The sequence below is a fragment of the Mycolicibacterium novocastrense genome (assembly GCF_001499835.1).
GTDB lineage: Bacteria > Actinomycetota > Actinomycetes > Mycobacteriales > Mycobacteriaceae > Mycobacterium > Mycobacterium novocastrense.
On the sequence record NZ_LQIH01000012.1, the window covers coordinates 380,290 to 404,378 of the forward strand.

A 24,089-nucleotide genomic window follows, 5' to 3' on the forward strand; every position below is an offset into this window, starting at 1 on the left:
CCGTGACGGCTCCCATCTGGATGGCTCTCCCTCCGGAGGTCCACTCGGCGATGCTGAGCAGCGGACCCGGTCCGGGTTCGCTGCTGGCGGCGGCGGGTGCGTGGCAGTCGCTGGCGGCTGAATACTCCTCGGCGGCAGCCGAGTTGACCGCCGTGCTGGGTACGGTGCAGGGCGGCGCATGGGAAGGGCCCAGTGCCGCCCAGTATGCGGCCGCGCATACGCCGTACCTCGCCTGGTTGGCCCAGGCCAGCGCGAACAGCGCGGCCGCCGCCGCGCAGCACGGGGCGGCCGCCGCGGCCTACACCACCGCGGTGGCCACCATGCCGACGATGGCTGAGCTGGCGCTCAACAAGTCCACCCACGCCGTACTGCTGGCCACGAACTTCCTGGGCATCAATACGATTCCGATCGCGTTGAACGAGGCCGATTACGTTCGGATGTGGATTCAAGCCGCCACGACGATGAGCACCTATCAGGCGGTGTCGGGCGCCGCGGTGGCGGCGACGCCGATGACGCCGCCGGCGCCTTTTGTGTTGAAGCCGGGCGTGGGTGAGGCGGGTTCGGCCGCCGCCGACGTGCAGCAGGCCGCCGCGCTGGCCACCGCGGCCGACTCCGGCGGGGCACGAAACATCGCCGACTCCATCGCGGACCTGTTGCGCGAGATCATGAGGTTCTTCGAGGACTTCTTCGAATCGATCCTCAACTTCGCGCGACAGTTCTTCGGAAACGTCCTGGATGTCCTCAGCGACTTCCTGAACGGCTTCTTCGGGTGGCTCTTCAACCCGTCGTCGGGACTGATCCTGTTGTTCGTTCTCTATCAGGCGATCACGCAGCCGCTCGGCTGGACCACGTGGTCGTTGATCTTCAGTGCGCCGATCTGGTTGCCGCTGTTGATCGGCCTCATCGTCCAGTCGCAGACCCCCGAGCCGGTTCCGGCCGCCGCACCCGAGCCTGCGCCCGCTCCCGCGCCTGCACCCATCCGGCCCGTCGCCGAGCCGCGCGCCGAGTCGCTTCCACCGATAGCCACCGTGGCGCCGACGGTTCCGGCGGCTCCGGCTGCTCCCGCCGCGTCGGTGGCTGCGGGCGCAGCGCCCGCGGGCGCCGCCCCGGCACCCGCCGCGGCTCCGGTGGTTCCGTACGCGGTCGCCGGCCCGGACCCCGAAGACGGTGTCTCCCCGACCTTCCGCGAGGGCACCGGCTTGAAGGCGCCCGCATCGGACATCGCGGCGTCGGCCGCCGCCGCCGCGGCCGCGTCGTCGCTGGCCAAACGCAAGGCCCGCCGCAAGAAGCCGCAGCCGATCCACCAACGCCAGTACGCCGATGCCTACATGGATTACGAACCCGACGAGCCGGAGGACGCGGCCCCGCCGCGCGAAACGGCCCGGCGCCCGCATGTCGCAGCATCGGAAAAGGGCGCGGGCGCAGTGGGTTTCACCGGCGCAGCGACCAAGTCCGAAGCCGAGCAGGCCAGTGGGCTGACCGAGCTCGCCGGGGACTCCTTCGGCGGCGGACCCACCGAACCCATGTTGCCCAGCGACTGGGATCACAAGGGGGGAGAAAACGACTGAACCGAACTGACCCAAACCCATTCCCGCGAACCATTATCCGAAAGGAACATCCATGAGCCTCCTGGACGCTCACATCCCTCAGCTCGTGTCATCCGAGGCCGCGTTCTCGGCGAAGGCCGCGCTGATGCGCAGCACCATGGCGCAGGCCGAGCAGGCAGCGCAGTCGGCACAGGCATTCCACATGGGCGAATCCTCCGCCGCCTTCCAGGCAGCGCATGCGCGCTTCCTCGAGGTCTCCGCGAAGGTCAACATCCTGCTCGACATTGCGCAGGCCAACCTGGGCGACGCGGCGGGCACCTATGTGGCGCAGGACGCGGCTGCGGCCAGCACCTACACCGGTATCTGAACTTCGAACTGACCTAGACCTAAAAGGGAGAACCTGATGTCGCAGATCATGTACAACTACCCGGCGATGCTGGCCCATTCGGGTGAGATGGCCGGATATGCGGGCGCACTGCACGCCGTCGGCGCAGACATCGCCAGCGAGCAGGCTGCCCTGGCCGGGGCCTGGCAGGGTGACACCGGCACGACCTATCAGGCGTGGCAGGCGCAGTGGAACCTCGCCCTGGAGGAGCTGGTGCGCGCATACCGCGCGATGGCCGCCACCCACGAGCAGAACACCATGACGATGAGCGCCCGGGACCAGGCCGAAGGCGCCAAATGGGGTGGCTAACCGACGGTGGCAGTTAACGCAGTCGAGCTGACCGCGGAGCAGGCCTGGTTCGTCGCCGACGCGTCGGGGGCGGGTAGCTACCCGTGGGTGTTGGCGATCACCCCGCCCTACAGCGACCACGCGCAGCGGGCGGCAGTCGAGGACAGGCTGTCGGCCGAGCTGGTCGAGATGGGCGTGATGACGGCCGACGGCGTCGTCGAACCCCATGTCCGGCAATGGGTTACGGCGACATGCCGGCCCCGGCGGTGGCTCGAACTCCGGTTTGTGCGCGGCTCGGGCAAGATGCTGCGCGGGCATGTCGCGCGCCGCGACGACGAAACCGTCGTCGCGCTGCGCGGCGGCGGCCTCGTCACCCTCAGCGCGTTGGAGGTGGACCATCCGCAGGCCGTGGTTCCCATCCTCACCGCCGGCCTGTCGGGGCGTCCGCCGGCCAGATTCGACGAGTTCGCGATTCCCGCGCGCATCGGCGCGCGCGCGGACGAAAAGCTGCGCAACGGCGCGACGCTGGACGACGTGATCGAGTTCCTCGGCATCCCGCCGAGCGCACGCGCGGTCGTCGAAGCGGCCTACGCGACGGACCGCAGTTATGTGGAGATCGTGGCCGGTGACCACCGAGACGGCCACCGCGTGAGCACCGATGTCGGCGTCAGCGTCGTCGACACCCGTGAGGGCCGGGTACTCGTCTATCCGGCGAAGGCGTTCGACGGCGAATGGGTCTCGACCTTCACGCCCGGCACGCCGATGGCCATCGCCACCGCGGTCGAGCGGCTCACCGCAACGCTGCCCGACGGGGCGTGGTTCCCCGACCTGAGATTGACCCGAGACTTCGACTCCAACCAGAGAACGGAACATCAATGGCAGACAGTTTGAGCGGCGCGACAGCGTCTTTGGCGGATCCGGCCCCGTCCCGGTCGATGCCGATCGTCCGCGTCGCGGTGCTCGCCGCGGGCGAGGCGGGCGGGCGAGTCACCGACATGGCGTTGCCGACCGAGCTTCCGCTGCGCGAGATCCTGCCCGCCGTGCGGCGGATGGCGATGCCCGCCGACGAGGAGTACGGCGATGCGACCCCGGTGGTGCTGTCGTTGGCGCCGGTCGGCGGTGCGCCGTTCAGCCTGGACGCCACGCTGGACACCGTCGGTGTCGTCGACGGTGATCTTTTGGCGCTGCAACCGCTTCCGGCCGGTCCGGCGGCACCGCGGATCGTCGAGGATATCGGCGACGCGGCCGTCATCTTCTCGGCTGCCCGCGAGAAGCCCTGGGGTGCAGCGCATATCGCGCGTGGCGCGGCAGCGGCGGTGATCACGCTCATCGTGATCGCCACTGCGTTTGCCGCGGCGCACAGCGAAATCGTCGGCGGCTTCGCCGGACTCGCCGTGGCCAGCGGTGCAGCGGCGCTCACGGTGCTGGCGGCCCTGCTGACGTGGGGCCGTTCCCCGCGGCTCGGCACGGCGCTGGCCGTGACGGCGCTCGCGCCCATTGCAGTTTCCCTCGCGCTCGGAGTGCCCGGCGAGTTCGGGCCGTCACATGTGCTGCTCGCCGCCGCGGGCGTGACCGCCTGGTCCATCGTCAGCATCGTTGTCGCCCAACGGGCCATCGCAGTGTTCACGGCCGCCACCGTCGTCGGTGCCGGTGCCCTGATCACGGCGGGGGCCGCGACGATCTGGCATCTGAACCATCTCGTCGTCGGGTCAGTGCTGGTGGTGCTCGCGTTGGTGGTCACGGTCCAGGCGGCCCAACTCTCGGCATTGTGGGCGCGGCTGCCGATGCCGGTCATTCCGGCTCCCGGCGACCCGACCCCCGCGCCGCACCCGATGAAGGTGCTCGCCGATCTGCCGCGCCGTGTTCGGATCAGCGATTCGCACCAGACCGGCTTCATCGCCGGAGGAGTGCTGCTCTCCACCGCAGGAGCGTTGACACTGGCTGCGCCCCAAGGCGTGTCGCCGTGGGCGTGGTACGTCGTGGCTGCAGTGGCGCTCGGATCGGTGCTGCGGGCACGCGTGTGGGATTCCGCTCCGTGCAAGGCGTGGTTGCTGAGCCAGCCGTTCCTGCTGGCGATCTCGTTCATGGTCGTGTTCAGCGTCGACGACCGCATCAGCGCCGCATGGTGGTCGCTGGTGGCGCTCATCGGCTTGACGGTGGTGTGGGTGATCGTCGCGGCATTCCCGCGCGTCGCCTCCCCGGACACCTACTCGCTGCCCATGCGTCGCCTGGTCGGGTTCCTGGCCTCCGGCATCGACGCGTCGCTGATCCCCGTACTGGCCTATCTCGTCGGGCTGTTCGCGTGGGTGCTCAACCGATGAGGCATCGGTGATGCGCGACCGGCTGCGCACTGTACTGGCCGCCACGGCGTCGGTGGCCGTCGTGGGTGTGAGTTCCCCGGTCGCACAGGCGATGACGCCACCCCAGGTGGATCCGGCGGTGCGGCCCCCGTCGGGTGCCGCCGGGCCCGTCCAGCCGCAGTCGCAACGCGGGCCGTGTGTCAGTGCGGGTGTGTTGCCCGGTAGCGATCCCGGCTTGCCCAGCCCCAATCGACAACTGCTCAACCTCGAGGGTGCGTGGGAGTACAGCCGCGGGGACGGACAGCTCGTGGCGGTCATCGACACCGGCGTCACACCCGGGCCTCGGCTGCCGAACGTGGATCCCGGCGGAGATTTCGTCGAGTCGACCGATGGACTGAGCGATTGCGACGGCCACGGGACGCTGGTGGCCGGGCTGATCGCGGGCCAGCCGGGGGCCGACGGGTTCTCCGGTGTGGCGCCCGGCGCGCGCGTGCTGGCTATCCGGTCGACGTCGTCGCGGTTCTCCCCGCGCGAGACCGGCGGGGACCCGGCGACGGCACGCGTCGCGCTCGACGTAGCCACCCTGGCCCGTGCGGTTGTCCGCGCGGCGGACCTGGGCGCGCGGGTCATCAACATCTCCGCCGTCACTTGTCTGCCCGCCACGGAGAATCTCGACCAGAACGAACTCGGCGCGGCCTTGCGGTATGCCGCCGTGGACAAGGACGCGGTGATCGTCGCGGCCGCAGGCAACAACAAGATGGGGTTGAACCCGGGGTCGGCATGTCCGTCCAATCCGTTGTCGGATCCCAGCCGCCCGGAGGACCCTCGCAACTGGGCCGGGGTGACGTCGGTGTCGATACCGTCGTCCTGGCAGCCCTACGTGCTTTCGGTGGGTTCGCTCGACACTGCCGGGCGGCCATCGGATTTCACGATGGCGGGCCCGTGGGTGGGAATCGGCGCACCCGGGCAGGACATTGTCTCGGTGGGCAACGGTGACGGTGGCGGCCTGGCCAACGCGCTGCCCGACGAGAGGGGCCGGCTGTATCCACTCAACGGCTCGAGCTTCGCGGCCGCCTACGTGTCCGGCGTTGCGGCGTTGGTGCGGAGCCGGTTTCCCGAGCTGACCGCCGAACAGGTCCGGGATCGGCTCACGGCCGGAGCGCAGGGGGCGGCGAGAGCGCCGTCGAATCTGACCGGCGCCGGACTCGTCGACCCCGTCGCCGCCCTGACATGGGACGTGACGGCGGCCGTCGCCGCTAACGGGGAGCCCGAACCCCAGCCCGTTGCCGCACCGCCGCAACCGGCCACCCCTGATGAGACCCCGAAGGTGGTCGCGTTCGTGGGAACCGGTGTGCTGGCGCTGATCGCAGCCGTCACCGCCGCGGTCGCGGTCCACCGGCGAAGGAACCTAGACAACCAAGCGGAGGCATCGTGACCGTTCGAATTGCGCTGGCGTCGGTGGCCGTGGTCCTGGCGGCCATGGCGTACCCGTGGGAGACAACCACGGATTGGTGGATCTTCGGCATCGCAGTCGCCGTGGTCGTCGTCGTGTTCGCATGGTGGCGGGGCCAGTTCGTGACGAACATGTTCGGCCGGCGGTTGGCGGTGTTTCGACGCAACCACTCCACGCCGAAGCCGCAGAGTGCGAAGCAGGCCACCGTGGTGTTGCGGGTCGAGGACCCGTCGGGACTCGGTGTGCCGTTGGCCCTGGTGGCGAGCTACGTCGAGCGGTTCGGCGTCCGCAGCGAGAAGGTTCGCGTGACGAACCGCGATGTGGATGGTAGTCGTACCACGTGGATAAGCCTGACCCTGGATGCCGAGGCGAATCTGGTTGCTCTGCAGGCGCGTTCACCGGAGCTGCCCCTGCGCGAGACTGCCGAGATCGCCGGTCGTCGGCTCGCCGATCACCTGCGGGAGGCGGGGCTCGATGCGGTGCCCGTCGACGACTCGGACGCGCCGTTGATCGGAAAGGGCCGCGAGAAGTGGCGCGGTGTCCACGACGAAGACGGATTCGTGTCGGCATACGGGATTCCGGTCGACGAGCGGCTGGGTGAGCTTCTCGACGAGGTGCGGTCCCAGTCGTCGGAGACGTGGACCGCCGTCGAGTTCAGCGGTTCGGCGGCGCACCCGACTGTCGCGGCGGTGTGCGCGTTCCGGACACCCGAGCCGGTACGCGGGGCCCCGGTGTCGGGACTGGCACCGCATCGCGGGGTTCAGCGGCCATTACTGACGGCGTTGGATCCCAAAGCCGTTGGCAGATTCGATCTTCCGGCTAAGCCGGTTACCGTCGATCAGTTGTCTCGGATCGACTGGCCGGCGGGAAATCAGGCCGAGCTCAGTCGAACATGAAATCCTTCATGAAGCGGGTCATCCTGCGCAGGTAGTCAGGCTGGCTGACATGCAGGATGTGGTTGCCCGGGAACCAGTGGAACGCGCAGCGGTCCCAATGTTCCCACAGCATCTCAGCCTGCTCCGGCGGCGCCAACCGGTCGCCGAGACCTGTGATGATCAAACGGCGGTCCTTGGGGACCAGCGGGGCGTAGTTCAGCGGTGAGGAGAACAGGGTGGCGCCCCCGGTGAGTTCCGCGTCGGTTCCCGTCAGCAGGTTTCGCAGCCCGACCACTTTGTTGGCGGGGAACCATTCGTCCACCGTCTGATCGGGTGCGACGACAGGGACATTGGGGATCACGGCCTGGATCCGGTCGTCGACGGCTGCGATCAGCGCTGACGTGTACCCGCCGAGCGACATACCGGTCAACGCGATCCGATCGACACCGGTGAACTCCAGATAGTCGATGACCGAGCGGAAGTCGTGCACCGCCTGGGCCATCGCCTCGGCGAAGCCCGAGAAGCCGTTGGCGAAGAACCCGTAGCCGCTGAAAGGGGAGCCCTTTTCCGCCCGGGGACCGTGAAAGGGCATGGTGTACAGCAGGACGTCGTAACCCGACCGAAAGAACCACGGCAGGGAGAAGAACAGGCCGTTGAACAGATACGGCGAACCCATGAACCCGTGGATCAGGCACAGGGTCGGGTGTGGCCCGTCGTCGTGGCGCCAGTGCTGGGCGTGGACGACGTTGTTGCGTTCGAATCCGCTGCACTGCGCGCGCAAGGCCGGGTTGATCGCTTCGAAACTGCTCTCGAAGCGAATGTTCTGAACCTGACCCTTCGCGATCCACTCGGCCAGCGGGTTGGCTGCCCGCGATGCGACCCGGGGCGGTGAAGTGGGGGCCGGGAACGACTGCGCGGGATCCTTCGCCGAGGCCAATTCGGCATAGAACTGCAGCTGTTCGCGTTCCGCGCGCGACTGCGAGCGGCGTAGGCCGCCGGCCAGGCTCGGCAACATCGTCGTCGCGAGCAGTGATGCGATCGCGGTGCGCAAGGCGAGATCCGCCACGGCCGACGAGTCGACGATGAAGCGCTGGCGCAGCGTCAGGTCGGCACGCCGCGGCAGACCTGCGCTGGCATCTGCGCCGGGGACGTCCGGAACGGGTATCGGCGGATCAACCGGGTTCGCCTCCGTTTGGCTCACTTCCGCATGGTATCCCGATCGGGCGATGTCAAACTGTCGACATGTGGAACCCCGACACATATCTGACGTTCGCCGACGAGCGTGGGCGCCCCTACTTCGATCTGTTGTCGAGGGTCGGTGCCGATGCCCCGCGGCGGGTTGCGGATCTGGGTTGTGGGCCGGGCAATCTGACGACCTCATTGGCCCAGCGTTGGCCGCAGGCTCGCATAGAGGCGTTGGACAGCTCGCCGGAAATGGTGCGGGCCGCGCGCGACAGGGGAATCGACGCGAACGTCGGTGACATCGGCGACTGGGTGCCGAAACCCGATACCGACGTGGTGATCAGCAACGCCACCCTGCACTGGGTGTCCGACCATCCACGCTTACTCGTCAGGTGGGCCGCACAGTTGTCGGCGCGGTCGTGGATCGCAATGCAGGTACCGGGTAACTTCGATGCTCCCTCGCACCGCACGGTAGGTGAGCTCGTCCAGCGGGACCGTTGGGCAGAACGATTGCAAGACTTCCCATTTCGTGGCTCACCGGTGAAGGATCCGGTCGAATACGCAGATCTGCTCGCCGATGCCGGTTGCAGGGTCGACGCGTGGGAGACCACCTACGTGCACGTGTTGACCGGTGAGGACCCGGTGCTGGACTGGATCGCGGGAACCGCGCTACGCCCGGTGCGCACTAGGCTCACCGACACCGAGTGGAACGAGTTCCGCAACGAATTGACCCCGCTGCTGAACGCGGCGTATCCGAAGCGGAAGGACGGCAGGACGTTCTTCCCGTTCCGGCGCATTTTCGTGGTGGCTCAGGTGAACTGAGCGTCCCGTTTGGCCTTGAGCAGATCGATCACCTGCTTGGCCAGATCCTCGACATTCGCTTCGGTGGTGTCAAGGACCAGATCGGGATTCTCGGGTGGTTCGTACGGTGCGTCGATGCCCGTCAGGCCCTTCAGCTCACCCGCGCGGGCCCGGGCGTACAGGCCCTTGGGATCGCGGCGTTCGCACTCGCCGACCGGGGTGGCCACGTGCACCTCGATGAAGGGCAGTTTGGCGGCATCGTTGAGGGCGCGGGCGGTGTCGCGATCCGACTTCAGCGGCGACACCAACGACGCCAGCGCCACCACACCGGCGTCGGCGAACAGTCTCGTGAGATGGCCGACCCGGCGGATGTTCTCGGCGCGGTCGCCGGCCGAGAACCCGAGGTCGTCGGAGAGCCCGTGCCGGATGTTGTCACCGTCGAGAAGGTAGGCCACATCGCCGGATTCGACGAGCGCGCGTTCGACGGCGACCGCGATCGTCGACTTGCCCGAGGCGGGAAGGCCGGTGAACCAGATCGTCGCCCCGCGTTGACCGGTCGACGACCACCGGTAGTCCCGGTCGAGGGAGGAGGGGTGCCACCGGATGTCGTTACGTGTCTGCTCGCCCGGCTTGACCTCGCGCGGTTCGATGATCGTGCCCGCGCCGACGGTGTCGTTGGTGGCCTCGTCGATGAGGATGAACGCGCCGCTGTCCTTGTTGTCGGCGTAGGGGTCGGCGATCACGACCGAGCTCGTGCGAAGCGTGACGTCACCGACGTCGTTGAGCACCAGCTCGACAGGGTTGTCCAGGTCATCGAGCGTCTCTGGATCCAGGCGGCTGTGCAGCGACTGAACGGTTGCGCGGACCGTCTTCGTACCTTGTTTGAGTGCCAGCCGGTCACCCGCCCGCAACGGAGCTTCCCGGAACCAGCACACTGTCGCGTCGAGCTCGCGGGCAAGGACGGGCAGGACGGCGTCGTCGGATCCGCTGACGAGGACGTCTCCGCGACCGACATCGATGTCGTCGGCCAGCTCCACCGAAACAGACAGCGGCGCAACAGCAACGGTGCGCTCGTCATCGAGAGTGTCGACGAGTGTCACGGTGGATCGGGTACCGGCAGGCAGGATGACGACCGGGTCCCCCGCCTGGAGCGTTCCACCGGAGAGCCTTCCGGTGTAGCGGCGACGTTGGTCGGCAGTGGGGCGGGACACCCACTGCACGGGAAGGCGCAACTTGCTCGATTGCGCCTGCGGTGCGCTCAGTTCGATGCTCTCGAGGTATTCAAGCAGCGTCGGCCCGTCGTACCACGGTGTGTTGCGGGATCGGTGGACCACGTTGTCGCCGTGCTTGGCGGCAATCGGAACCACCGTGATGTCGATGTTGCCGAGGCGTGCGCAGAGCCGTTGAAGCTGCGTATGCACCTCGGCGAACCGCAGTTGGTCGAACTCGACGAGGTCGATCTTGTTGACCGTCGCGACGAAGTGCTTGATTCCCAACAACTTCGCGATGCGCGCGTGCCGGTTGGTTTGACGCAGCACGCCTGCGCGGGCGTCGACGAGCAGGACGGCGACGTGGGCGTTCGAGGCACCCGTGAACATATTGCGGGTATAGCGCTCATGACCCGGGGTGTCGGCAAGGATGTAACTTCGGGTTTGCGTCGAGAAGAACCGGTAGGCCACGTCGATCGTGATGCCCTGTTCGCGTTCGGCGCGCAAACCGTCGGACAGGGCTGCCAGGTCGGCAATGCCCTCCTCGTCGGTGACGGCGTCGAGGTGGTCGGTCGGCAGGCTGTCGGTGTCGTGCAACAGGCGACCGATCAGCGTGCTCTTACCGTCGTCGACAGATCCGGCGGTGGTGATGCGGAGGAGTTGGCGGGTCATCAGAAATACCCTTCGCGCTTGCGGTCTTCCATGGCGGCGGCCGAGGTGCGGTCGTCGGCGCGCGTCTCGCCGCGCTCCGACACCGTGGCAGCTGAGATCTCGGCGATGACGCCCTCGATGTCGACGGCTCGGGAGCGCACCGCACCCGTGATGGTCAGGTCGCCCACGGTCCGGTAGCGGACCTCTTCGACGGACGCTGTCTCGCCGCCGACGGGTTTGGAGTACTCCGACACCGCGAGAAGGATGCCGTCGCGTTCGAAAACCTCACGTTCGTGCGCGAAGTAGATCGAGGGCAGTTCGAGGTTCTCCAGCTCGATATAGCGCCACACGTCGAGTTCGGTCCAGTTGCTCAGGGGGAAGACCCGGACCTGTTCGCCCTTCCTGATACGGCCGTTGTACAGCGACCACGGCTCCGGCCGCTGGGCCCGCGGATCCCACTGGCCGAACTCGTCTCGGAAGGACAGGATCCGCTCCTTCGCGCGGGCGCGCTCTTCGTCGCGGCGGGCTCCGCCGAACGCCGCGTCAAAACGCCCTTCTTCGAGCGCGTCGAGCAGGGTCCGGGTCTGCTGACGGTTGCGCGACGCCCCGGGCCCGGGATCGGGGACGCGGCCCTTGTCGATCGACTCCTGCACCGACGCCACCATCAACTTGTGCCCCTCGCCCGTGACTCGGCGGTCACGGAACTCGATGACCTCGTCGAAATTGTGGCCGGTGTCGACATGCATGACCGGGAAAGGCAGCGGTGACGGGCGAAAAGCCTTCTCCGCGAGGCGAAGAAGTACGATCGAGTCCTTGCCCGCCGAGAACAGCAGCACCGGCCGTTCCAGTTCGGCGACGACCTCGCGGATGATGTGCACCGCCTCGGCCTCCAACAGTCGAAGCTCGTCGACGTGCAGGGTATCCACTGTCATGTAGGAAGCCCTTCTCTTTCGGCGTCCGCCCGGTACCGGTCGACCCACGCATCTGAGCGTTGGTCGGCCTGCCGCTCGAGAACCGGTTCCGGCGCGAGCCGCCGGTCCTGTCCGAGCGCTTCGAGCACATCGCCCACGATCTGGGAGAGATTGCGCCACAACACCGGGTACGGCACTTCCATCGGCGCGACTCCCTCCTCGGCGAACCAGTTGCGCCAGCCCTCTTCCTGGGCGCGCAGCATCGTCACGACGTGGGCGATGGCGCCGGCGTGGTATTGGGCCCGGGCATCGCGTGCCGGATCGGGCCGGCCCCGCCATATCCGAGTCTGCACCGCCCGCCAGAACGAAACCGCCTGTGAGACCACGTCAGGACGGAAGACATGGATGAGGAACGGGTCGCTACCGATGACGTCCCGGATGGCCGACAACAGGCCGGTACCGGAGCGGTCGGGCAGCCCGCCGGCCCGATCGAGCAGCAGCGGAGTCTGGTTCCACATCAGCTTGCCGCCCCAGATGCCGTTGGGGGTGCGGCCGACCGTGCGGATGTAATCACGCCAGATCTCCGGGGGAGCGAGGTCGGGTTTGCCCTCGTCAAGCGGGTCGAGGAGGCGCAGGATCGACTCGTCGGTCACACCCTCGAACCACTGCCTGGGCTGTGGTGACTGGCTGGTGCTCGGCAGGTACTGAAAGAACTCCCCGGGTTCTCCGGCGACACCCGTCGCGCGCAAGGACTCCACCAGCAGCGTGCTGCCGCTGCGCTGGGAGGCCAGGACGAGATAGGCCCTCGAGGCTGACATGCGCGCAGCTTACCCACAGGGCAAACATCCGACACCCCAGGAGTTTTCGCTCATGTTGAGCGAAACTATTGGTCGCTGTGGTCGTCCGTGACGCCGCGTTCGGCGGCGAGTGCGGAGCGGCTCGGCAGCTGGCCTTGAATACGCAGATATGTTTCGGTGTAGCGCTCCGATATCCGGGTGCCTGCGAACTCCGACGGGATCACATCGTTGGTCTTGACGCGCCAGTCGTTGAGCAGCAGGGCCAGATCGTCGGCGATGGATTCCGCCACGTCCGAGCCGCGTTGGGCCAGAAGGTTGTTCGACTCGTTGGGGTCCGCGCGCAGGTCGTATAGCTCTCGTTGCGGCCGCTCCGTACGGGTGAGCGGGGCGACGATTCGCCCGGGCGCACTGTCGGCGATATCCAACGGTAGATCGAGAAGCGGGCGCGACGCGTAGTTCTCGATGTAGCTGTATTCCTTGGTTCGGATCGCGCGGATGGGGTCGAAGGAGTCGTGGTAGGTCTTCGTGGTGTACACCTCGGTGCGCACGGGCGGCTCGGGGGAGGCCAGCAAAGCGGCCTTGTGTGAGAGGCCTTCGACGCCGGCTGGTATCTCGACACCGAGGACTTCGAGCAGTGTGGGAAGCAGGTCCACGCCGCTGAACAACTCGTCGTAGACCTTTGGCTGGATGGTCGCGCCGCGCGGTGGGCGCACGATCATCGCGATGCCCGTACCCGCGTCGTACAGCGTCGATTTGGCGCGGGGAAGTGCTGGGCCGTGGTCGGTCATGAACACCACCCAGGTGGTGCGGTCGAGGCCGGTCGCCGAGAGGGTGTCGAGCAGACGGCCGACCGCGGCGTCGGCCACCGATATCGATCCGTAGAACTCGGCGAGGTCCTGCCGGACCTCCGCAGTGTCGGGCAGATATCCGGGGACGTCGACGCCGGTGGCATCGGCGGGTTCATACCTGTCGCGCGGGTACGGTCGATGTGTCTCGAAGAAGCCCGCCGTCAACAGGAACGGCTTCTCGGGCGGCTCGGTCAGCCACCGCGTTGCGTGTTCGACGACGTAATCACAGTAGGAATTCGAGACGTCGTACTCATCGAAGCCGAGCCTGGCAGGATACGAGGTCTCGTGCTGCATACCGAACAATGCAGTGTGCCAACCTGATTCGGACAGAATCTGGGGCAGCGTACGGACGCCCGCGCGATATTCCCATCCGTGGTGGGCCAGGCCGACGAGTCCGTTGCTCTGGGGGTAGCGGCCCGTGAACAACGATCCCCGCGATGGCGAGCAGAGCGGCGCAGTCGCGTGCGCGCGAGTGAACAGAATGCCTTCGGCGGCGAGTTCGTCGAGACGCGGACTCGACACATCGTGGTGGCCGTAGGCGCCGAGGTAGCGGCCGAGGTCGTGCCAGTGAATGATCAGCACATTGTCCCGGCGTCGGTCTGTCACGTCACATCCTTTCGTCGTCGACGTCCCACTTCAGCGTGCTCGGCCCGATGGGGCAAGCCTTCGGCTCGGTCGGCGGGTTATCCCCAAGTTGGGATTCATCCACAGATCGGTGTTGACCGCTGGTCCCACCACCAGCAGGTCGATAGATTCGATCACATGTTCGATGAACTGGTGGCCGCGGCCGGCAGTGCCCGGGGTGCGGGTGCGGTCGGGGCGTGGGCGCGGGTGGAAAACGCCGCCAGCGCGTACCGGCTGGCGGCCGCCGCTGACGTGCTCGATCGCCTGATCAGTGAAGCGGGGTCCGTCGACCGTGAGCAGTGGTGCATCGACAACTGGGCGATCGCGGCCGCCGAGGTCGCCGCCGCCCAAGGCGTCTCGCTGGGGGTGGCCTCCCACCAGTTGCTGCTCGCCGATGACCTGCGCCGGCGCCTGCCGGCGGTGAGCGCGGTGTTCGCCACCGGGGCGATCTCGTACCGCACCGTGGCCGCAGTGGCACACCGCAGCCGCCTGGTGCGCGATGCGGGCGCCCTGGCCAAACTCGACGCCGAGCTGGCCGCCCAGCTGACCCAGTGGGGCACCCTGTCCACCGAGCGGTTGCACACCGCCATCGACACCTGCGTGGACCGCTATGACCCCGCCGCGGTGCGGCGCACCGAATACGCCGCACGCGGGCGCCATGTCGATATCCACGACCCCCGCGACGGGTCGGGCACCGTCGCGCTGGAAGCCACATTGTTGGCCACCGACGGCCAAGCCCTCGACACCCGCCTGGATGCGATGGCCGCCGCGGTATGTGCCCACGACCCACGTACCGTTGACCAACGCCGCTCTGATGCGTTGGGCGCCCTCGGCCAGGGCGCCGACCGCCTGGCCTGTGGCTGTGGGCGCCCCGACTGCGGCGCCGCGGCGGCGACACCGAGTGCGGTGGTCATGCACATGATCGCGCGCGAAGAGTCACTGACCGATGACACCCCGGCCACGTTGGACGGGCGCGTGCCCTCCAGCGAGGAGGACCCACCGTCCGCTCCGGCGGGCACCGACCCGGGCTATTTGATGGGCAAGGGCCTGCTACCGGCCCCGCTGCTGGCAGCCAAGCTGGCTGGCACCGCCACGATCCAACCCGTCATCCATCCCGGGGACGCCGGGCCTGAACCGCGCTACCGCCCCTCAGAGGCGCTGGCGTGGTTTGTGCGCTGCCGCGACATGACGTGCCGGTTCCCCGGCTGTGATGTCCCGGCCACCGACTGCGACATCGACCACAGCGTGGCCTATCCGGTCGGGCCCACCCAAGCCTCCAACCTCAAATGCCTGTGCCGACACCACCACCTGCTCAAAACCTTCGCCGGCTGGCGCGAAGTACAGCACCGCGACGGCATGATCGAATGGACCTCGCGACACGGCCAGACCTACATCACCCACCCTGGCAGCCGGCTGCTGTTTCCCGAACTGTGCCGCCCTACCGCCCCAGCGTTGATCGACTCCAACATCGACACCGCATCCGACGACGCGCGCACCCTGAAAATGCCGCGCCGCAAACAAACCCGAGCCCAAGCCCGAACCCAAGCCATCAACGACGAACGCCGCCACAACCAACCGATCGTCGACGCACAACTCGCCGAACGCAACAAACCCCCACCCTTCTGAAAGCGACGGGGCGAGCGCGCGGTATAGCAGCCACCTACGGGTCGTAGGGCACTCCCACGGCCCGGAACACGTATTCGGGCGGGACATCGAAGGACACCGATCGTCGGGGGAGGCGCGAGAGGACGTCCTCGGGGATGGAGACCTTGTAATGCATCGAAAGTTCGCCGGTGAAGCGGGAATCGACACCGGCGATGTCGACATCGAGCTGCACACCGGTCTCCGAGAACTGGGCGGTGACGGTCCCGGACTGCCTAGCGTCCCAGCGTTGATCGATGGTGCGGCCGGCCAGCTTGGGCACAGTCGACAGCGTGGCGAGTACGCGTTGGTTGGTCAGCGCCAGCGAGCCCACGTAACTCGTGACGTTCGCGTTCGCACGTCGTCCCGGGATCTTGCCACTGAACCGTCGGGTCACCGCGATGTACTCGGCGAGGAAGAGCACACCCTCGGCTTCCACCTCGGCCCGCAAATCGTCTGGCATACCGCCGATACGGAGCAGCTTGCGCAGGAACACGGCCATGAGCAGTCACCCTAACGGCCTCAGCACCCACGTGGTAGAGGTGGACGATGGCATCACACACGCCTCGGCTGGTGGTATCGGCACTGGCCGCGGTCGCGGTGTATGCCCTGCTGTGGATCGGTTCCGCGCAGCAGTGGGCATGGCTGGTCGACATCGATTCGGCGGCGCTCGACGCCTTCTACCCGCTGGGAGTCGACCATCCGGGGTGGGTGCTCGGATGGGATGTCTTCTGCACCGCTCTCGGGCCCGGCATGTTCCGCGTGGTGACCGTTGTCCTCATCATTGTCGCGTTCGTGCGCCGCCGGATCCGCATCGCGATATTCCTGATCGTGACGGTGGAACTGGCCGGACTCGTCACCGAGATCGCGAAGGGGGCCGCCGACCGTCCGCGCCCGGATACCGCGTTCGTCGACGCGCTGGGAACAGCGTTTCCCTCCGGCCATGCCCTCGGGGTGCTCGTCGCGGTTCTCGCTCTGCTGACAGTCGCTCTACCTGCCGTGCGTCCATCCGCCCGCGCGTGGCTCATCGTCGCGGGCATCGGCGTCGTCGTCCTCATCGGCGTCGGGCGTGTAGTGCTCAACGTCCACCATCCGACCGACGTCATGGCCGGGTGGGCTTTGGGCTACGCCTATTTCGTGCTCTGCCTGCTGACCGTGCGGCCGTCGTCTTGGGTCACGGAAGCGGACGAAACACCGGAAGCGCCCGGTATCGCACGCTGAAGCTGGCCCTTTCGCACTCGGTTCCGATCTCACCGTCGTGCGCCAACAGCGTCGGACCGTCGACTGCGGTGAACTCGAACTCGGGTACCCGCATCTCGTGGTAGAACGGGCTGCGCTCGAGCCTGCCGAGTGCGACGTCGACCAGGATGCGCAGCTTGCTGAACCGGTGACCGGTCTCGAGGATCCGGACATCCATCAGGCCGTCGTCCATCCGGTCCCGCCGCGACGGCGCGAATCCCGAAGGCAGATAAGCCGAATTGCCGAGGAAGAACAGAAACGTCTGCAACGTCTTGTTGTCATAGCGGATGCGGACCGGATCCTCGTGCCGCAACGTGTGATACATCGCGTAGAGACCGGCCAGCGGCTTGCCGATCTTGCGTTCGTACTTCTCTCGTGTGCGGACGAACGCCGGGTACGCCCCGATACTCGCGGTGTTGACCACCATCTGCTTCTCGTTCAGACACACCATGTCGACGCAGGCGACACTGCCCCGCCGAATCGCGTCGACGGTCTTTTCCACCGTGTCGCAACCGATGTCCTTCGCGAAGTGGTTGAAGGTACCCCCCGGGAACACCGCCAGCGGCACACCCGCCTCGATGGCCGCGGCCGCCGCGCACGACACCGTTCCATCTCCGCCGCCGATCGCCAGAACCTCAGCGCGCTGAGCCGCCGCGCGTAACGCCGCGTCGAAGTCATCGCCATCGGAAAGCTCGACTATCACAGCGCGCGGCAACGCATCCCGGACCTCTTCGAGAATGTCTGCCCCGGTCCCGCTGCCGGACGCCGGATTGACGACCAGCACCACACCGGCCCCCTCCGGCCGCGGCGGGGTGTCCACCCGCAGCGGGTCGGCGGTCGGAAGCCTCGTCGGCACCACTGGAGGCACCACCCGCCCGCCCAGCACCGCGACCGCGGCACCCAGGCCGAATCCGGCGATCACATCCCCGGGGTAATGGGCGCCGACGGCGACGCGGGACAACCCGACGAGGCCAGCCAGAAGCGCCAAGGGGAGTCCGAGCGAAGCGCTCTCCAGTCCGACAGCCACCGCGAAGGCTGCGGCGCTCGCGGAGTGCCCGGACGGCAGCGAGTTGGACGTGGGTCGACGGCGCGTACGGCGCACCAGTGGTACGGCGTCGAACAGCGGACGGGGCCGTCGCCGGATGCGCTTGGCGCCCTGGTTGGTGATCAGGCTCGTCGCCGCCAGCGTGAGCACCCCGCGGACCGCGCCGCGCCGCGCGCGAGGGTTACCGGTGGCGGCCAGGGCCGCGGCGATCGCGAACCACAGTTTGGAATGGTCGGCCGCGCGGGTCAGCGGCGGCATCACCGTGTCGAGCAGCGGGGTCGGCGACTCGGCGATCGCATCGAAGATCTCCCGGTCGAGCGCGCCGAGACCGTGCGTGATTCGCCGTAGACCTGCGGGCCGGCCGACCACCTGCGCAACATCCATCTCCCCAACGTATCCACCTGCGTCGGAAAATAATCGTGTCATCGCAGATCAGTCACAGGGCCGCGTGGCATACGGGGATCACAGCGCGCCGCGACCTAGCATGTGTCGGTGCGCCGACTGCTGACCCTGCTGTGTGTGGGCTTGATGGTCCTTGCGGTCGCCCCCGTCGGCCAGGCGCAGACCCTTCCGTGGTTCGCAGGGTCGGTGGGTTCGGCTACTCAGGTGATTTCCGTTGTCGGCGTGGGTGGTTCGAAGGCCAAGATGGATGTCTACCAGCGGACCGCGGCGGGCTGGCAACCGGTCGCGGCGGGTATACCGGCCTGGATCGGCGCCAACGGTATGACTCCGCAGAGCCATGACGGCGAAATGAAAACCCCGATGGGTGTTTTCACGCTCGACTTCGCCTTCGGCACGGCGCCCAACCCCGGCGGAGGTCTGCCCTACGTGCAGGTCGGGCCGGATCACTGGTGGGACGGCGACATGAAGAGCCCGACGTACAACACCATGCAGGTCTGTAAGAAGGCGCAGTGCCCGTTCGACACCGACCCGGCCAGCGGCACCGAGAATCTCCAGATCCCGCAGTATGTGCACGCGGTCGTGATGGGGGTCAACAAGGCGCGGGTGCCGGGCAACGGCGGCGCGTTCTTCCTGCACGCCACCGACGGCGGGCCGACGGCCGGATGTGTGGCGATCGACGACGGCAAGCTGGTCGAGATCATGCGTTGGCTTCGGCCGGGGGCGTTGATCGCGATCGCTCAGTGATTCAAATGTTCAGTGCCCGACCGGGCTTCACCTTGAAGTTCAACGCCTCGAGTGACATCGACGCGTCATAGGTGCGGTCGTAACCGGTTTCGCTGATCCGCCATCCCTCGCTGGTCCGCCGGTACCTGTCGTGATAGAAGCCCGCGCCGATCAGCATGAAGTTGAAGTCCGGTGCGATCACCCGGTCCTGCAGGTACCACGTGCCGGTCGCCTCGTCACCATCGACGGTGATCTCGGGATGGGTGACGCGGTGTTCGGTGATGATCTCGGGGCCCAGCGAGTTCCGCATGAACTTGACCAACTCGTCGCGGTTGGTGAAGTGGTGCTCCTCGCCGATCGATTCGCCGTACTTGCCCACCACGTCCTCGGTGAGGGTGTCGGCGAACTCATCCCAGTGTTTGGTGTCGAGCGCGCGCAGGTAGCGGAACTTCACTTGCTGGATCTCGTCGATGTCACCCATGCCGACATTGCAGCACAACATCTCCGCAGCGCGTACAGTCCGCTCATGAAATTTCTCGACGCCTATGTCAAATCTCCGTTTGCGGGGCTGGCGCCATGGATCCTCATGGCGGTCGTCGCAGGTCCGGGCCGGTTCGAGGAAGCCGCGTCCGCGGCGCTGGGACTCGCCCTGCTGACACTCTGGGTCGGCACCCGCCGCGGTGTTCCCGTCCACGCCCTTGAAGCACTGACCATCGCCTACTTCGGTGCCCTCGCCGTGATCGGCCTCCTCGCGCCGGATCGGGTGATCGATTGGCTGCAGCTGTGGTCCGGCGAGCTCAGCAACATCGTGTTGGCCGTGTTCGCGGTCGGCACGCTGATCGTGCGGCGTCCGTTCACGATGGCGTACGCGAAGGACACGACGCCTCGTGAGTTCTGGGACACCGCACCGTTCCGGCGCATCAACTTCGCGATCACCGGCGCATGGGCCGCCGCGTTCGTGGTGTCGGCCATCTCGGGGGGCATCGGCGACGCCGTCCTGCGCGACAACGACAACTTCTGGACCGCGTGGATCATCCCCATCGGCGCCCTCGTCTTCGCCGCATCGTTCACCGAGTTCTATCCCGACTACGCCACGGGCGAGTCGGACTCGTGGTCGGGTGCCATCGACTGGCTTCCACCCTTCCTCACGGTCACCGGAATCGTCGGCTGGGTGTCGGATTCCACGTCCGACACGGTCGCGATCACGCTGATCGTGGTCGGCATCGTCGGGTCGATCGCCGTCCGGCGCTTTCTGCCGGAGAAGCCGATAACTACTGCGCCGCAGTGAGATTGCGGGTAGCGGGACCCTCGAGCAAGGTCCCGTCGGGTGCGAACCGCGAGCCGTGCAGTGGGCACTCCCACGATTCGTCGGCGTCGTTCCAATTGACGATGCCGCCGAGGTGTGGGCACACCGGTGAAACGCGATATTCGCGGCCGTCGACCACGCTTCGCGCCTCCAGATCCCATGGCGGGCCACTGACCACACCGCCCTCCTCGGGGGTGCGATTGAGGATGCGGGTGACCGGCGTGATCCACCCGCGCGTCAGATAGAGCGCCACCTGCGCGTTGGTCTGCATCGCCTTCGGGATTCCCGACAGCTCGTGCGGGCTCCAGCTGTCGAAGGCCTTGGCCCAGTCCATCCGCCCCCCGAGGATGCGGCTCGAGAGCGCCAGCGCGGCAGCCGTACCGTTGGTCATGCGCCACTTGTCGAAACCCGTTGCCACAAAGATCTTGTCGTTGCCGGGCAGGATCGGCCCGACGTAGGGCAGTTCGTCGATGGGCGAGTAGTCCTGCGCGGACCAGTAATGCGTCTGCATCGCGCCGGGGAAGTGCAGCTTCGTCCACTGGTCGAGTTCCTGCACCGACGAGGCCGGGCTCTTCTCGTGGCCGACGGGATGTCCTGCGCCACCGGCGATCAGCCGATCGCCGTCCGGTGTCGGCGCATAACGCAGCGACCGGGTGGGCGAGTCGGCGGAGATGTACATACCCCTGGTGATGTTGCCGGGCACCTTGTAGGCCATGCAGTAGGAGCGCTGCGGTTTGAGGCGGGCGAAGAAACCGCCGCGGTCCAGGATCGGGATGCCCGTCGCGAGAACACATTGCTTGGCATGCACGTCGAATTCGTCACCCGCGGTGGTGCGGACACCCAACGCCAGCCTGTCGCCGTCATTCGAAACCTTCTGCACCCGAACGCCTTGCGCCAGCCGTCCACCCCGTTCGTCGAGCTCCACGACCAGGCTGTCGAGCAACGGCATCGGGTCGAACTGCGCCTGGTCTGCCAGCCGGACCGCACCGTGGAACGGGAAGGGCACATCGGCGTCGTCGACCCAGTCGACGTCCAATCCCGCGGCCTCGCACGCCTGTAGCTCCTGGCGCACGGAGGGGACACCCTGCTCGGATTGTGCGTAGGTGTAGGCGTCCTCGCGTTGCACCGACAGCCCGTGCGCCTCACAGTGCTGGACCAACCACTCCAGGCCCTCGCGATTGCCCTCGACGTACTGCCTGGCCGTCCCGGGCCCGTGTTTGGAGACGATCTTCGAGAGCTTGGTGCTCTGCAACAGGCTGATTTTGGCGGTGGTGTTGCCGGTGGCGCCCGCCCCGACGCGTTGGGCTTCGAGCACCAACACGTCCTTGCCGGCCCGCGCCAGGAGCACCGCGGTGATGAGGCCGGTGATGCCGGCGCCGACCACGACGACGTCGGCCGACCGGTCCGATTCGACCAGCGGGTCGGGCGGTGTCGGCCGCTCGACGCGGTTTGCTAGCCACAGAGATGTCATGGCATTGCAGGTACCCGTTTGGTGCACCCCAAAACCGTGGCCCCCGAACGGGGTTCGCACGGAGTGTCTGACCGGTTCCCGGTGGTCGGAGGACTATCGTGTCCTCCGTTATGAGCGACCCATTGGGGTTGTCGATCGGGACGACGAACTTGGTCGCGGTACGCATCGACAATCGAGCCGATCAGCCCGTGCTCCGTCGTTCGGTGTTCACCGTGCCGGACGGCACCGTGATGTCCGGCTTCGTCGAGCGGGTGGGTGACGACGTACCACTGGTCGCCGCCGACGGATCGTCGCACTCGGCCGACCGACTGTTGGTCGCCGCGCTCGCAGATCTCGTCGAAGGCAGCGGCCCGGCGTCCTCCGACGTCTCAATCGCTGTGCCCGCGCACTGGGGGCCGGCCACCCTGCGGACGCTGCGCAGCGCACTGCGCGGGCATCCCCTGTTTGGCGCCGACGCCACGATCACCCGACTCGTTTCGGATGCCAAGGCGTCGCTGACCGCACTGCAGAGCGACCTCGGCCTCCCGGCACAGGGGGTGGTGACGTTGGTCGATTTCGGCGGCGGCGCAACCAGCATCACGTTGGCGGATGCAGGTGACGCCTTCGAGCCCATCGACGAGACGACTCGTCACACGGAGTTCTCCGGTGACCTGGTGGACCAAGCCCTGCTGAGCCACATCCTTGCCGGGCTCGCGGGCTCGGGTGCCGACGACCCTTTGAGCACGGCCGCCGTGGGGTCACTGTCCCGCCTGCGAGACGAGTGCCGCAACGCCAAGGAACAGTTGTCGACGCACGAAGCCACCGACGTCGACGTGCAGTTGCCGGACCATCACCTGGCGGTCCGGGTGACACGCGACGAGCTCGAGGCTCTGGTCGCGCCAAAGCTGGACAGTGTCCTTGTTGCGATCGATGACACGTTGCAGCGCAACAGATTTGACTGGAAGGACATCGCTGCCCTGGTCGTTGCCGGCGGTGGCGCAGGCATGCCGTTGATTCGACGGCGGCTGGCCGAGCGCTCCGGCATGCCGGTGTTCGCCACGCCGCAACCGGGACTCGACGCCGCGAAGGGTGCTGCGTTGATCGGTGCGTACACCTCGGCCGCCGAGGCGCGGACCGGCTTGGCGCCCGTGACTCCTGCGGACGCCCCGACGGGTTTGGCGCCGGCGCCGCAGCCGGCGGCCGAGTCCCCCGGGTCGTCGACTTTTCGAGCGCTGGCCTGGTCGCAGGACGACGCGGCGGACGACCCCGTGCCCTACACCGGCTCGGGACCCTATGAGACCCCGTATGACTCCGGGCCGATGCGCCCGGCGCCCGCGCAGTACGTGCCTCCCACGGACGGGCCGATCGACGAACCGCGGATCTGGCAGCGGCTACCGGGGCTGGTGATGGGCGTGGCCGCGGCCATCGCGGTGGTCGCGGTCGGCGGGGTGGCGATCGCCCTGACCAGCGCGACCGGCAGTACCGGTGTGACCCCGGCGCCGCAGACCGCGCCGGTTCCGCCGTCGTCGGCACCGGCGCCCGAACCGGTCGCCCCCGAGGCGCCGCCGCCCCCGGTCGAGACCGTGACGCTGACAACGCCCCGGCGTACACGCCACCGGCACCGGTGTACGCGCCGCCGCCGGCACCTGCTTACGTCCCGCCTCCGCAACCGCGGCTACGCGACCGCATCATCGAGCGGATTCCGATCATCAACCGGTTCCATGAGCCGGAGTACACGTACGGGCGTTAGCCCTACGGGCAGGCGGCCGGCGCGTCGTCCCGCACCGCGCGGTCGGCGGGCAACGTGTAGGTGACTGTTGCCTGCGCGTGCTCAAAACCCTTGTTGGACACCACGTGTGGGACTCCGGCGGGGACGAAGATCGCTTGGCCGGCCCCGAAGACCGCAGGTAGGCAGGCACCCGCCGTCTGCAGACTCACCTCGCCGCCGTTGATCACCGAGTACTCCGGACCCGGGTGAGTGTGCCAACCGCTGCTCGACTCCGGGGCGAGCACCAGGTTCTGCACGTAGAGGGTGGTCGGGTGGCCCACGGAGACGATCGCGATGGGCGCATCCGTCGTACCCTTCGCCAGGTCGGTGCGCTCGATGTCGCCCTGTGCGGGTGTGGCGGCCGCCGACGGTGCGGTCAGCGTGGCCGTGATCGCCAGGGCCGCCGCGACGGGATGTAACCGGTTCATCGCCGCATTATCTCCGCTGTCGGCCTACGGCACCGGCTGGTACGGGTTCTGCGGCACCTGGATCGGAATCGGCACCGGCACGAACGGCACGGTCAGATATGTGGTCGTCATCGGCGTGGTGGTCGCCGTGGCGGAAGCGGTCGTCGTGGTCGGTGCGGTGGTGGTCGTCGTGGGCGGGGTTGTCGTCGTCGTTGTCGTGGTGGTCGGCGTCGTGGTG

General features: G+C 67.6%; 24 protein-coding genes. 14 read left to right on the plus strand and 10 right to left on the minus strand.

The features are described from left to right. Positions 1–2: 2 nt before the first annotated feature. From AU072_RS12065 to eccE, 7 genes are read left to right on the plus strand one after another with little or no spacing between them, the layout of a single operon-like run. The gene (locus tag AU072_RS12065) at positions 3–1,568 is read left to right on the plus strand and encodes a PPE family protein (protein WP_120270979.1); all 1,566 of its coding nucleotides are present in this window, start codon (positions 3–5) and stop codon (positions 1,566–1,568) included. A gap of 52 nt (positions 1,569–1,620) precedes the next feature. Continuing rightward, positions 1,621–1,914, plus strand: a complete 294-nt coding sequence (gene esxG / locus AU072_RS12070; protein ID WP_064413982.1) for a type VII secretion system protein EsxG — start codon at positions 1,621–1,623, stop codon at positions 1,912–1,914. 36 nt (positions 1,915–1,950) lie between these two features. Then, positions 1,951–2,241 carry a WXG100 family type VII secretion target gene (locus tag AU072_RS12075; protein ID WP_064346860.1) on the plus strand — a complete coding sequence of 97 codons (291 nt, stop codon included), beginning with the start codon at positions 1,951–1,953 and terminating at the stop codon, positions 2,239–2,241. 6 nt (positions 2,242–2,247) lie between these two features. Further along, positions 2,248–3,111: an ESX secretion-associated protein EspG gene (locus tag AU072_RS12080; protein WP_064413983.1), complete on the plus strand. Its 864-nt coding sequence runs from the start codon at positions 2,248–2,250 to the stop codon at positions 3,109–3,111. Continuing rightward, positions 3,096–4,541: a type VII secretion integral membrane protein EccD gene (eccD, locus tag AU072_RS12085; RefSeq protein ID WP_328586846.1), complete on the plus strand. Its 1,446-nt coding sequence runs from the start codon at positions 3,096–3,098 to the stop codon at positions 4,539–4,541. The genes AU072_RS12080 and eccD overlap by 16 nt, the downstream gene beginning before the upstream one ends. A 10-nt stretch (positions 4,542–4,551) precedes the next feature. Next, positions 4,552–5,955, plus strand: coding sequence for a type VII secretion-associated serine protease mycosin (gene mycP, locus AU072_RS12090; protein ID WP_064413985.1), 1,404 nt, complete (start codon positions 4,552–4,554; stop codon positions 5,953–5,955). Beyond that, the gene (gene eccE, locus AU072_RS12095; protein ID WP_064413986.1) at positions 5,952–6,869 is read left to right on the plus strand and encodes a type VII secretion protein EccE; all 918 of its coding nucleotides are present in this window, start codon (positions 5,952–5,954) and stop codon (positions 6,867–6,869) included. The genes mycP and eccE overlap by 4 nt, the downstream gene beginning before the upstream one ends. Here eccE and AU072_RS12100 read toward each other — a convergent pair. Then, positions 6,856–8,049 (minus strand): alpha/beta hydrolase family protein, encoded by a 1,194-nt coding sequence (locus AU072_RS12100; protein ID WP_064413987.1) that lies wholly within the window; start codon positions 8,047–8,049, stop codon positions 6,856–6,858. The genes eccE and AU072_RS12100 overlap by 14 nt on opposite strands. A gap of 41 nt (positions 8,050–8,090) precedes the next feature. Here AU072_RS12100 and AU072_RS12105 point away from each other — a divergent pair, with 41 nt between their 5' ends. Beyond that, positions 8,091–8,852: a trans-aconitate 2-methyltransferase gene (locus AU072_RS12105; RefSeq protein ID WP_064413988.1), complete on the plus strand. Its 762-nt coding sequence runs from the start codon at positions 8,091–8,093 to the stop codon at positions 8,850–8,852. On the opposite strand, the gene cysC is transcribed toward AU072_RS12105, so the two are convergent. The 4 genes from cysC to AU072_RS12125 form a co-directional block, all read right to left on the minus strand. Then, complete coding sequence (gene cysC / locus AU072_RS12110; protein ID WP_064413989.1) at positions 8,840–10,711, minus strand: sulfate adenylyltransferase subunit CysN; 1,872 nt, start codon at positions 10,709–10,711, stop codon at positions 8,840–8,842. The two genes, AU072_RS12105 and cysC, sit on opposite strands and share 13 nt — an antisense overlap. Continuing rightward, on the minus strand, positions 10,711–11,622 hold the full coding sequence (cysD, locus tag AU072_RS12115) for a sulfate adenylyltransferase subunit CysD (protein WP_064413990.1): 912 nt from the start codon (positions 11,620–11,622) through the stop codon (positions 10,711–10,713). Before cysD ends, cysC begins: the two co-directional genes overlap by 1 nt. After that, positions 11,619–12,419, minus strand: a complete 801-nt coding sequence (gene stf0 / locus AU072_RS12120) for a trehalose 2-sulfotransferase (RefSeq protein WP_064413991.1) — start codon at positions 12,417–12,419, stop codon at positions 11,619–11,621. The genes cysD and stf0 overlap by 4 nt, the downstream gene beginning before the upstream one ends. A 65-nt stretch (positions 12,420–12,484) precedes the next feature. Next, positions 12,485–13,852 (minus strand): sulfatase family protein, encoded by a 1,368-nt coding sequence (locus AU072_RS12125; RefSeq protein WP_064413992.1) that lies wholly within the window; start codon positions 13,850–13,852, stop codon positions 12,485–12,487. A gap of 156 nt (positions 13,853–14,008) precedes the next feature. On the opposite strand from AU072_RS12125, the gene AU072_RS12130 reads away from it, so the two are divergent. Further along, complete coding sequence (locus AU072_RS12130) at positions 14,009–15,496, plus strand: HNH endonuclease signature motif containing protein (RefSeq protein WP_064413993.1); 1,488 nt, start codon at positions 14,009–14,011, stop codon at positions 15,494–15,496. Positions 15,497–15,530: 34 nt separating this feature from the next. Here AU072_RS12130 and AU072_RS12135 read toward each other — a convergent pair whose 3' ends face one another. Next, entirely contained in the window at positions 15,531–16,013 is a 483-nt protein-coding gene (locus AU072_RS12135) for a hypothetical protein (RefSeq protein ID WP_064413994.1), read from the minus strand. Between the two features lie 47 nt (positions 16,014–16,060). On the opposite strand from AU072_RS12135, the gene AU072_RS12140 reads away from it, so the two are divergent. After that, positions 16,061–16,732 carry a phosphatase PAP2 family protein gene (locus AU072_RS12140; RefSeq protein ID WP_064413995.1) on the plus strand — a complete coding sequence of 224 codons (672 nt, stop codon included), beginning with the start codon at positions 16,061–16,063 and terminating at the stop codon, positions 16,730–16,732. On the opposite strand, the gene AU072_RS12145 is transcribed toward AU072_RS12140, so the two are convergent. Then, complete coding sequence (locus AU072_RS12145; protein WP_064413996.1) at positions 16,686–18,179, minus strand: bifunctional phosphatase PAP2/diacylglycerol kinase family protein; 1,494 nt, start codon at positions 18,177–18,179, stop codon at positions 16,686–16,688. The two genes, AU072_RS12140 and AU072_RS12145, sit on opposite strands and share 47 nt — an antisense overlap. A 108-nt stretch (positions 18,180–18,287) precedes the next feature. Here AU072_RS12145 and AU072_RS12150 point away from each other — a divergent pair, with 108 nt between their 5' ends. Further along, positions 18,288–18,941 carry a L,D-transpeptidase family protein gene (locus AU072_RS12150; protein ID WP_064414058.1) on the plus strand — a complete coding sequence of 218 codons (654 nt, stop codon included), beginning with the start codon at positions 18,288–18,290 and terminating at the stop codon, positions 18,939–18,941. 1 nt (position 18,942) lies between these two features. Here AU072_RS12150 and AU072_RS12155 read toward each other — a convergent pair whose 3' ends face one another. Beyond that, complete coding sequence (locus AU072_RS12155) at positions 18,943–19,401, minus strand: nuclear transport factor 2 family protein (RefSeq protein ID WP_064414059.1); 459 nt, start codon at positions 19,399–19,401, stop codon at positions 18,943–18,945. 45 nt (positions 19,402–19,446) lie between these two features. Here AU072_RS12155 and AU072_RS12160 point away from each other — a divergent pair, with 45 nt between their 5' ends. Next, entirely contained in the window at positions 19,447–20,208 is a 762-nt protein-coding gene (locus AU072_RS12160; protein WP_110765884.1) for a DUF3159 domain-containing protein, read from the plus strand. On the opposite strand, the gene AU072_RS12165 is transcribed toward AU072_RS12160, so the two are convergent. Next, positions 20,192–21,697 (minus strand): FAD-dependent oxidoreductase, encoded by a 1,506-nt coding sequence (locus AU072_RS12165; protein ID WP_064413997.1) that lies wholly within the window; start codon positions 21,695–21,697, stop codon positions 20,192–20,194. The genes AU072_RS12160 and AU072_RS12165 overlap by 17 nt on opposite strands. A gap of 110 nt (positions 21,698–21,807) precedes the next feature. On the opposite strand from AU072_RS12165, the gene AU072_RS12170 reads away from it, so the two are divergent. Beyond that, on the plus strand, positions 21,808–23,490 hold the full coding sequence (locus AU072_RS12170; RefSeq protein ID WP_064413998.1) for an Hsp70 family protein: 1,683 nt from the start codon (positions 21,808–21,810) through the stop codon (positions 23,488–23,490). Here the strand turns inward: AU072_RS12170 and AU072_RS27595 are convergent. Continuing rightward, positions 23,429–23,872 carry a cupin domain-containing protein gene (locus tag AU072_RS27595; protein ID WP_064416715.1) on the minus strand — a complete coding sequence of 148 codons (444 nt, stop codon included), beginning with the start codon at positions 23,870–23,872 and terminating at the stop codon, positions 23,429–23,431. The genes AU072_RS12170 and AU072_RS27595 overlap by 62 nt on opposite strands. On the opposite strand from AU072_RS27595, the gene AU072_RS28785 reads away from it, so the two are divergent. Next, the coding region (locus tag AU072_RS28785) for a hypothetical protein (protein WP_217266044.1) at positions 23,826–24,089 on the plus strand (264 nt) is incomplete at its 3' end. The two genes, AU072_RS27595 and AU072_RS28785, sit on opposite strands and share 47 nt — an antisense overlap.

Coding starts and splice junctions, on each gene's coding strand:
- AU072_RS12145 (WP_064413996.1), bottom strand. CDS start 18,179: ATGGATGTTGCGCAGGTGGTCGGCCGGCCCGCAGGTCTACGGCGAATC.
- AU072_RS12105 (WP_064413988.1), top strand. CDS start 8,091: ATGTGGAACCCCGACACATATCTGACGTTCGCCGACGAGCGTGGGCGC.
- mycP (WP_064413985.1), top strand. CDS start 4,552: ATGCGCGACCGGCTGCGCACTGTACTGGCCGCCACGGCGTCGGTGGCC.
- cysD (WP_064413990.1), bottom strand. CDS start 11,622: ATGACAGTGGATACCCTGCACGTCGACGAGCTTCGACTGTTGGAGGCC.
- stf0 (WP_064413991.1), bottom strand. CDS start 12,419: ATGTCAGCCTCGAGGGCCTATCTCGTCCTGGCCTCCCAGCGCAGCGGC.
- esxG (WP_064413982.1), top strand. CDS start 1,621: ATGAGCCTCCTGGACGCTCACATCCCTCAGCTCGTGTCATCCGAGGCC.
- AU072_RS12170 (WP_064413998.1), top strand. CDS start 21,808: ATGAGCGACCCATTGGGGTTGTCGATCGGGACGACGAACTTGGTCGCG.
- cysC (WP_064413989.1), bottom strand. CDS start 10,711: ATGACCCGCCAACTCCTCCGCATCACCACCGCCGGATCTGTCGACGAC.
- AU072_RS12165 (WP_064413997.1), bottom strand. CDS start 21,697: ATGACATCTCTGTGGCTAGCAAACCGCGTCGAGCGGCCGACACCGCCC.
- AU072_RS27595 (WP_064416715.1), bottom strand. CDS start 23,872: ATGAACCGGTTACATCCCGTCGCGGCGGCCCTGGCGATCACGGCCACG.
- AU072_RS12155 (WP_064414059.1), bottom strand. CDS start 19,401: ATGGGTGACATCGACGAGATCCAGCAAGTGAAGTTCCGCTACCTGCGC.
- eccD (WP_328586846.1), top strand. CDS start 3,096: ATGGCAGACAGTTTGAGCGGCGCGACAGCGTCTTTGGCGGATCCGGCC.
- AU072_RS12135 (WP_064413994.1), bottom strand. CDS start 16,013: ATGGCCGTGTTCCTGCGCAAGCTGCTCCGTATCGGCGGTATGCCAGAC.
- AU072_RS12160 (WP_110765884.1), top strand. CDS start 19,447: ATGAAATTTCTCGACGCCTATGTCAAATCTCCGTTTGCGGGGCTGGCG.
- AU072_RS12140 (WP_064413995.1), top strand. CDS start 16,061: ATGGCATCACACACGCCTCGGCTGGTGGTATCGGCACTGGCCGCGGTC.
- AU072_RS12075 (WP_064346860.1), top strand. CDS start 1,951: ATGTCGCAGATCATGTACAACTACCCGGCGATGCTGGCCCATTCGGGT.
- AU072_RS12130 (WP_064413993.1), top strand. CDS start 14,009: ATGTTCGATGAACTGGTGGCCGCGGCCGGCAGTGCCCGGGGTGCGGGT.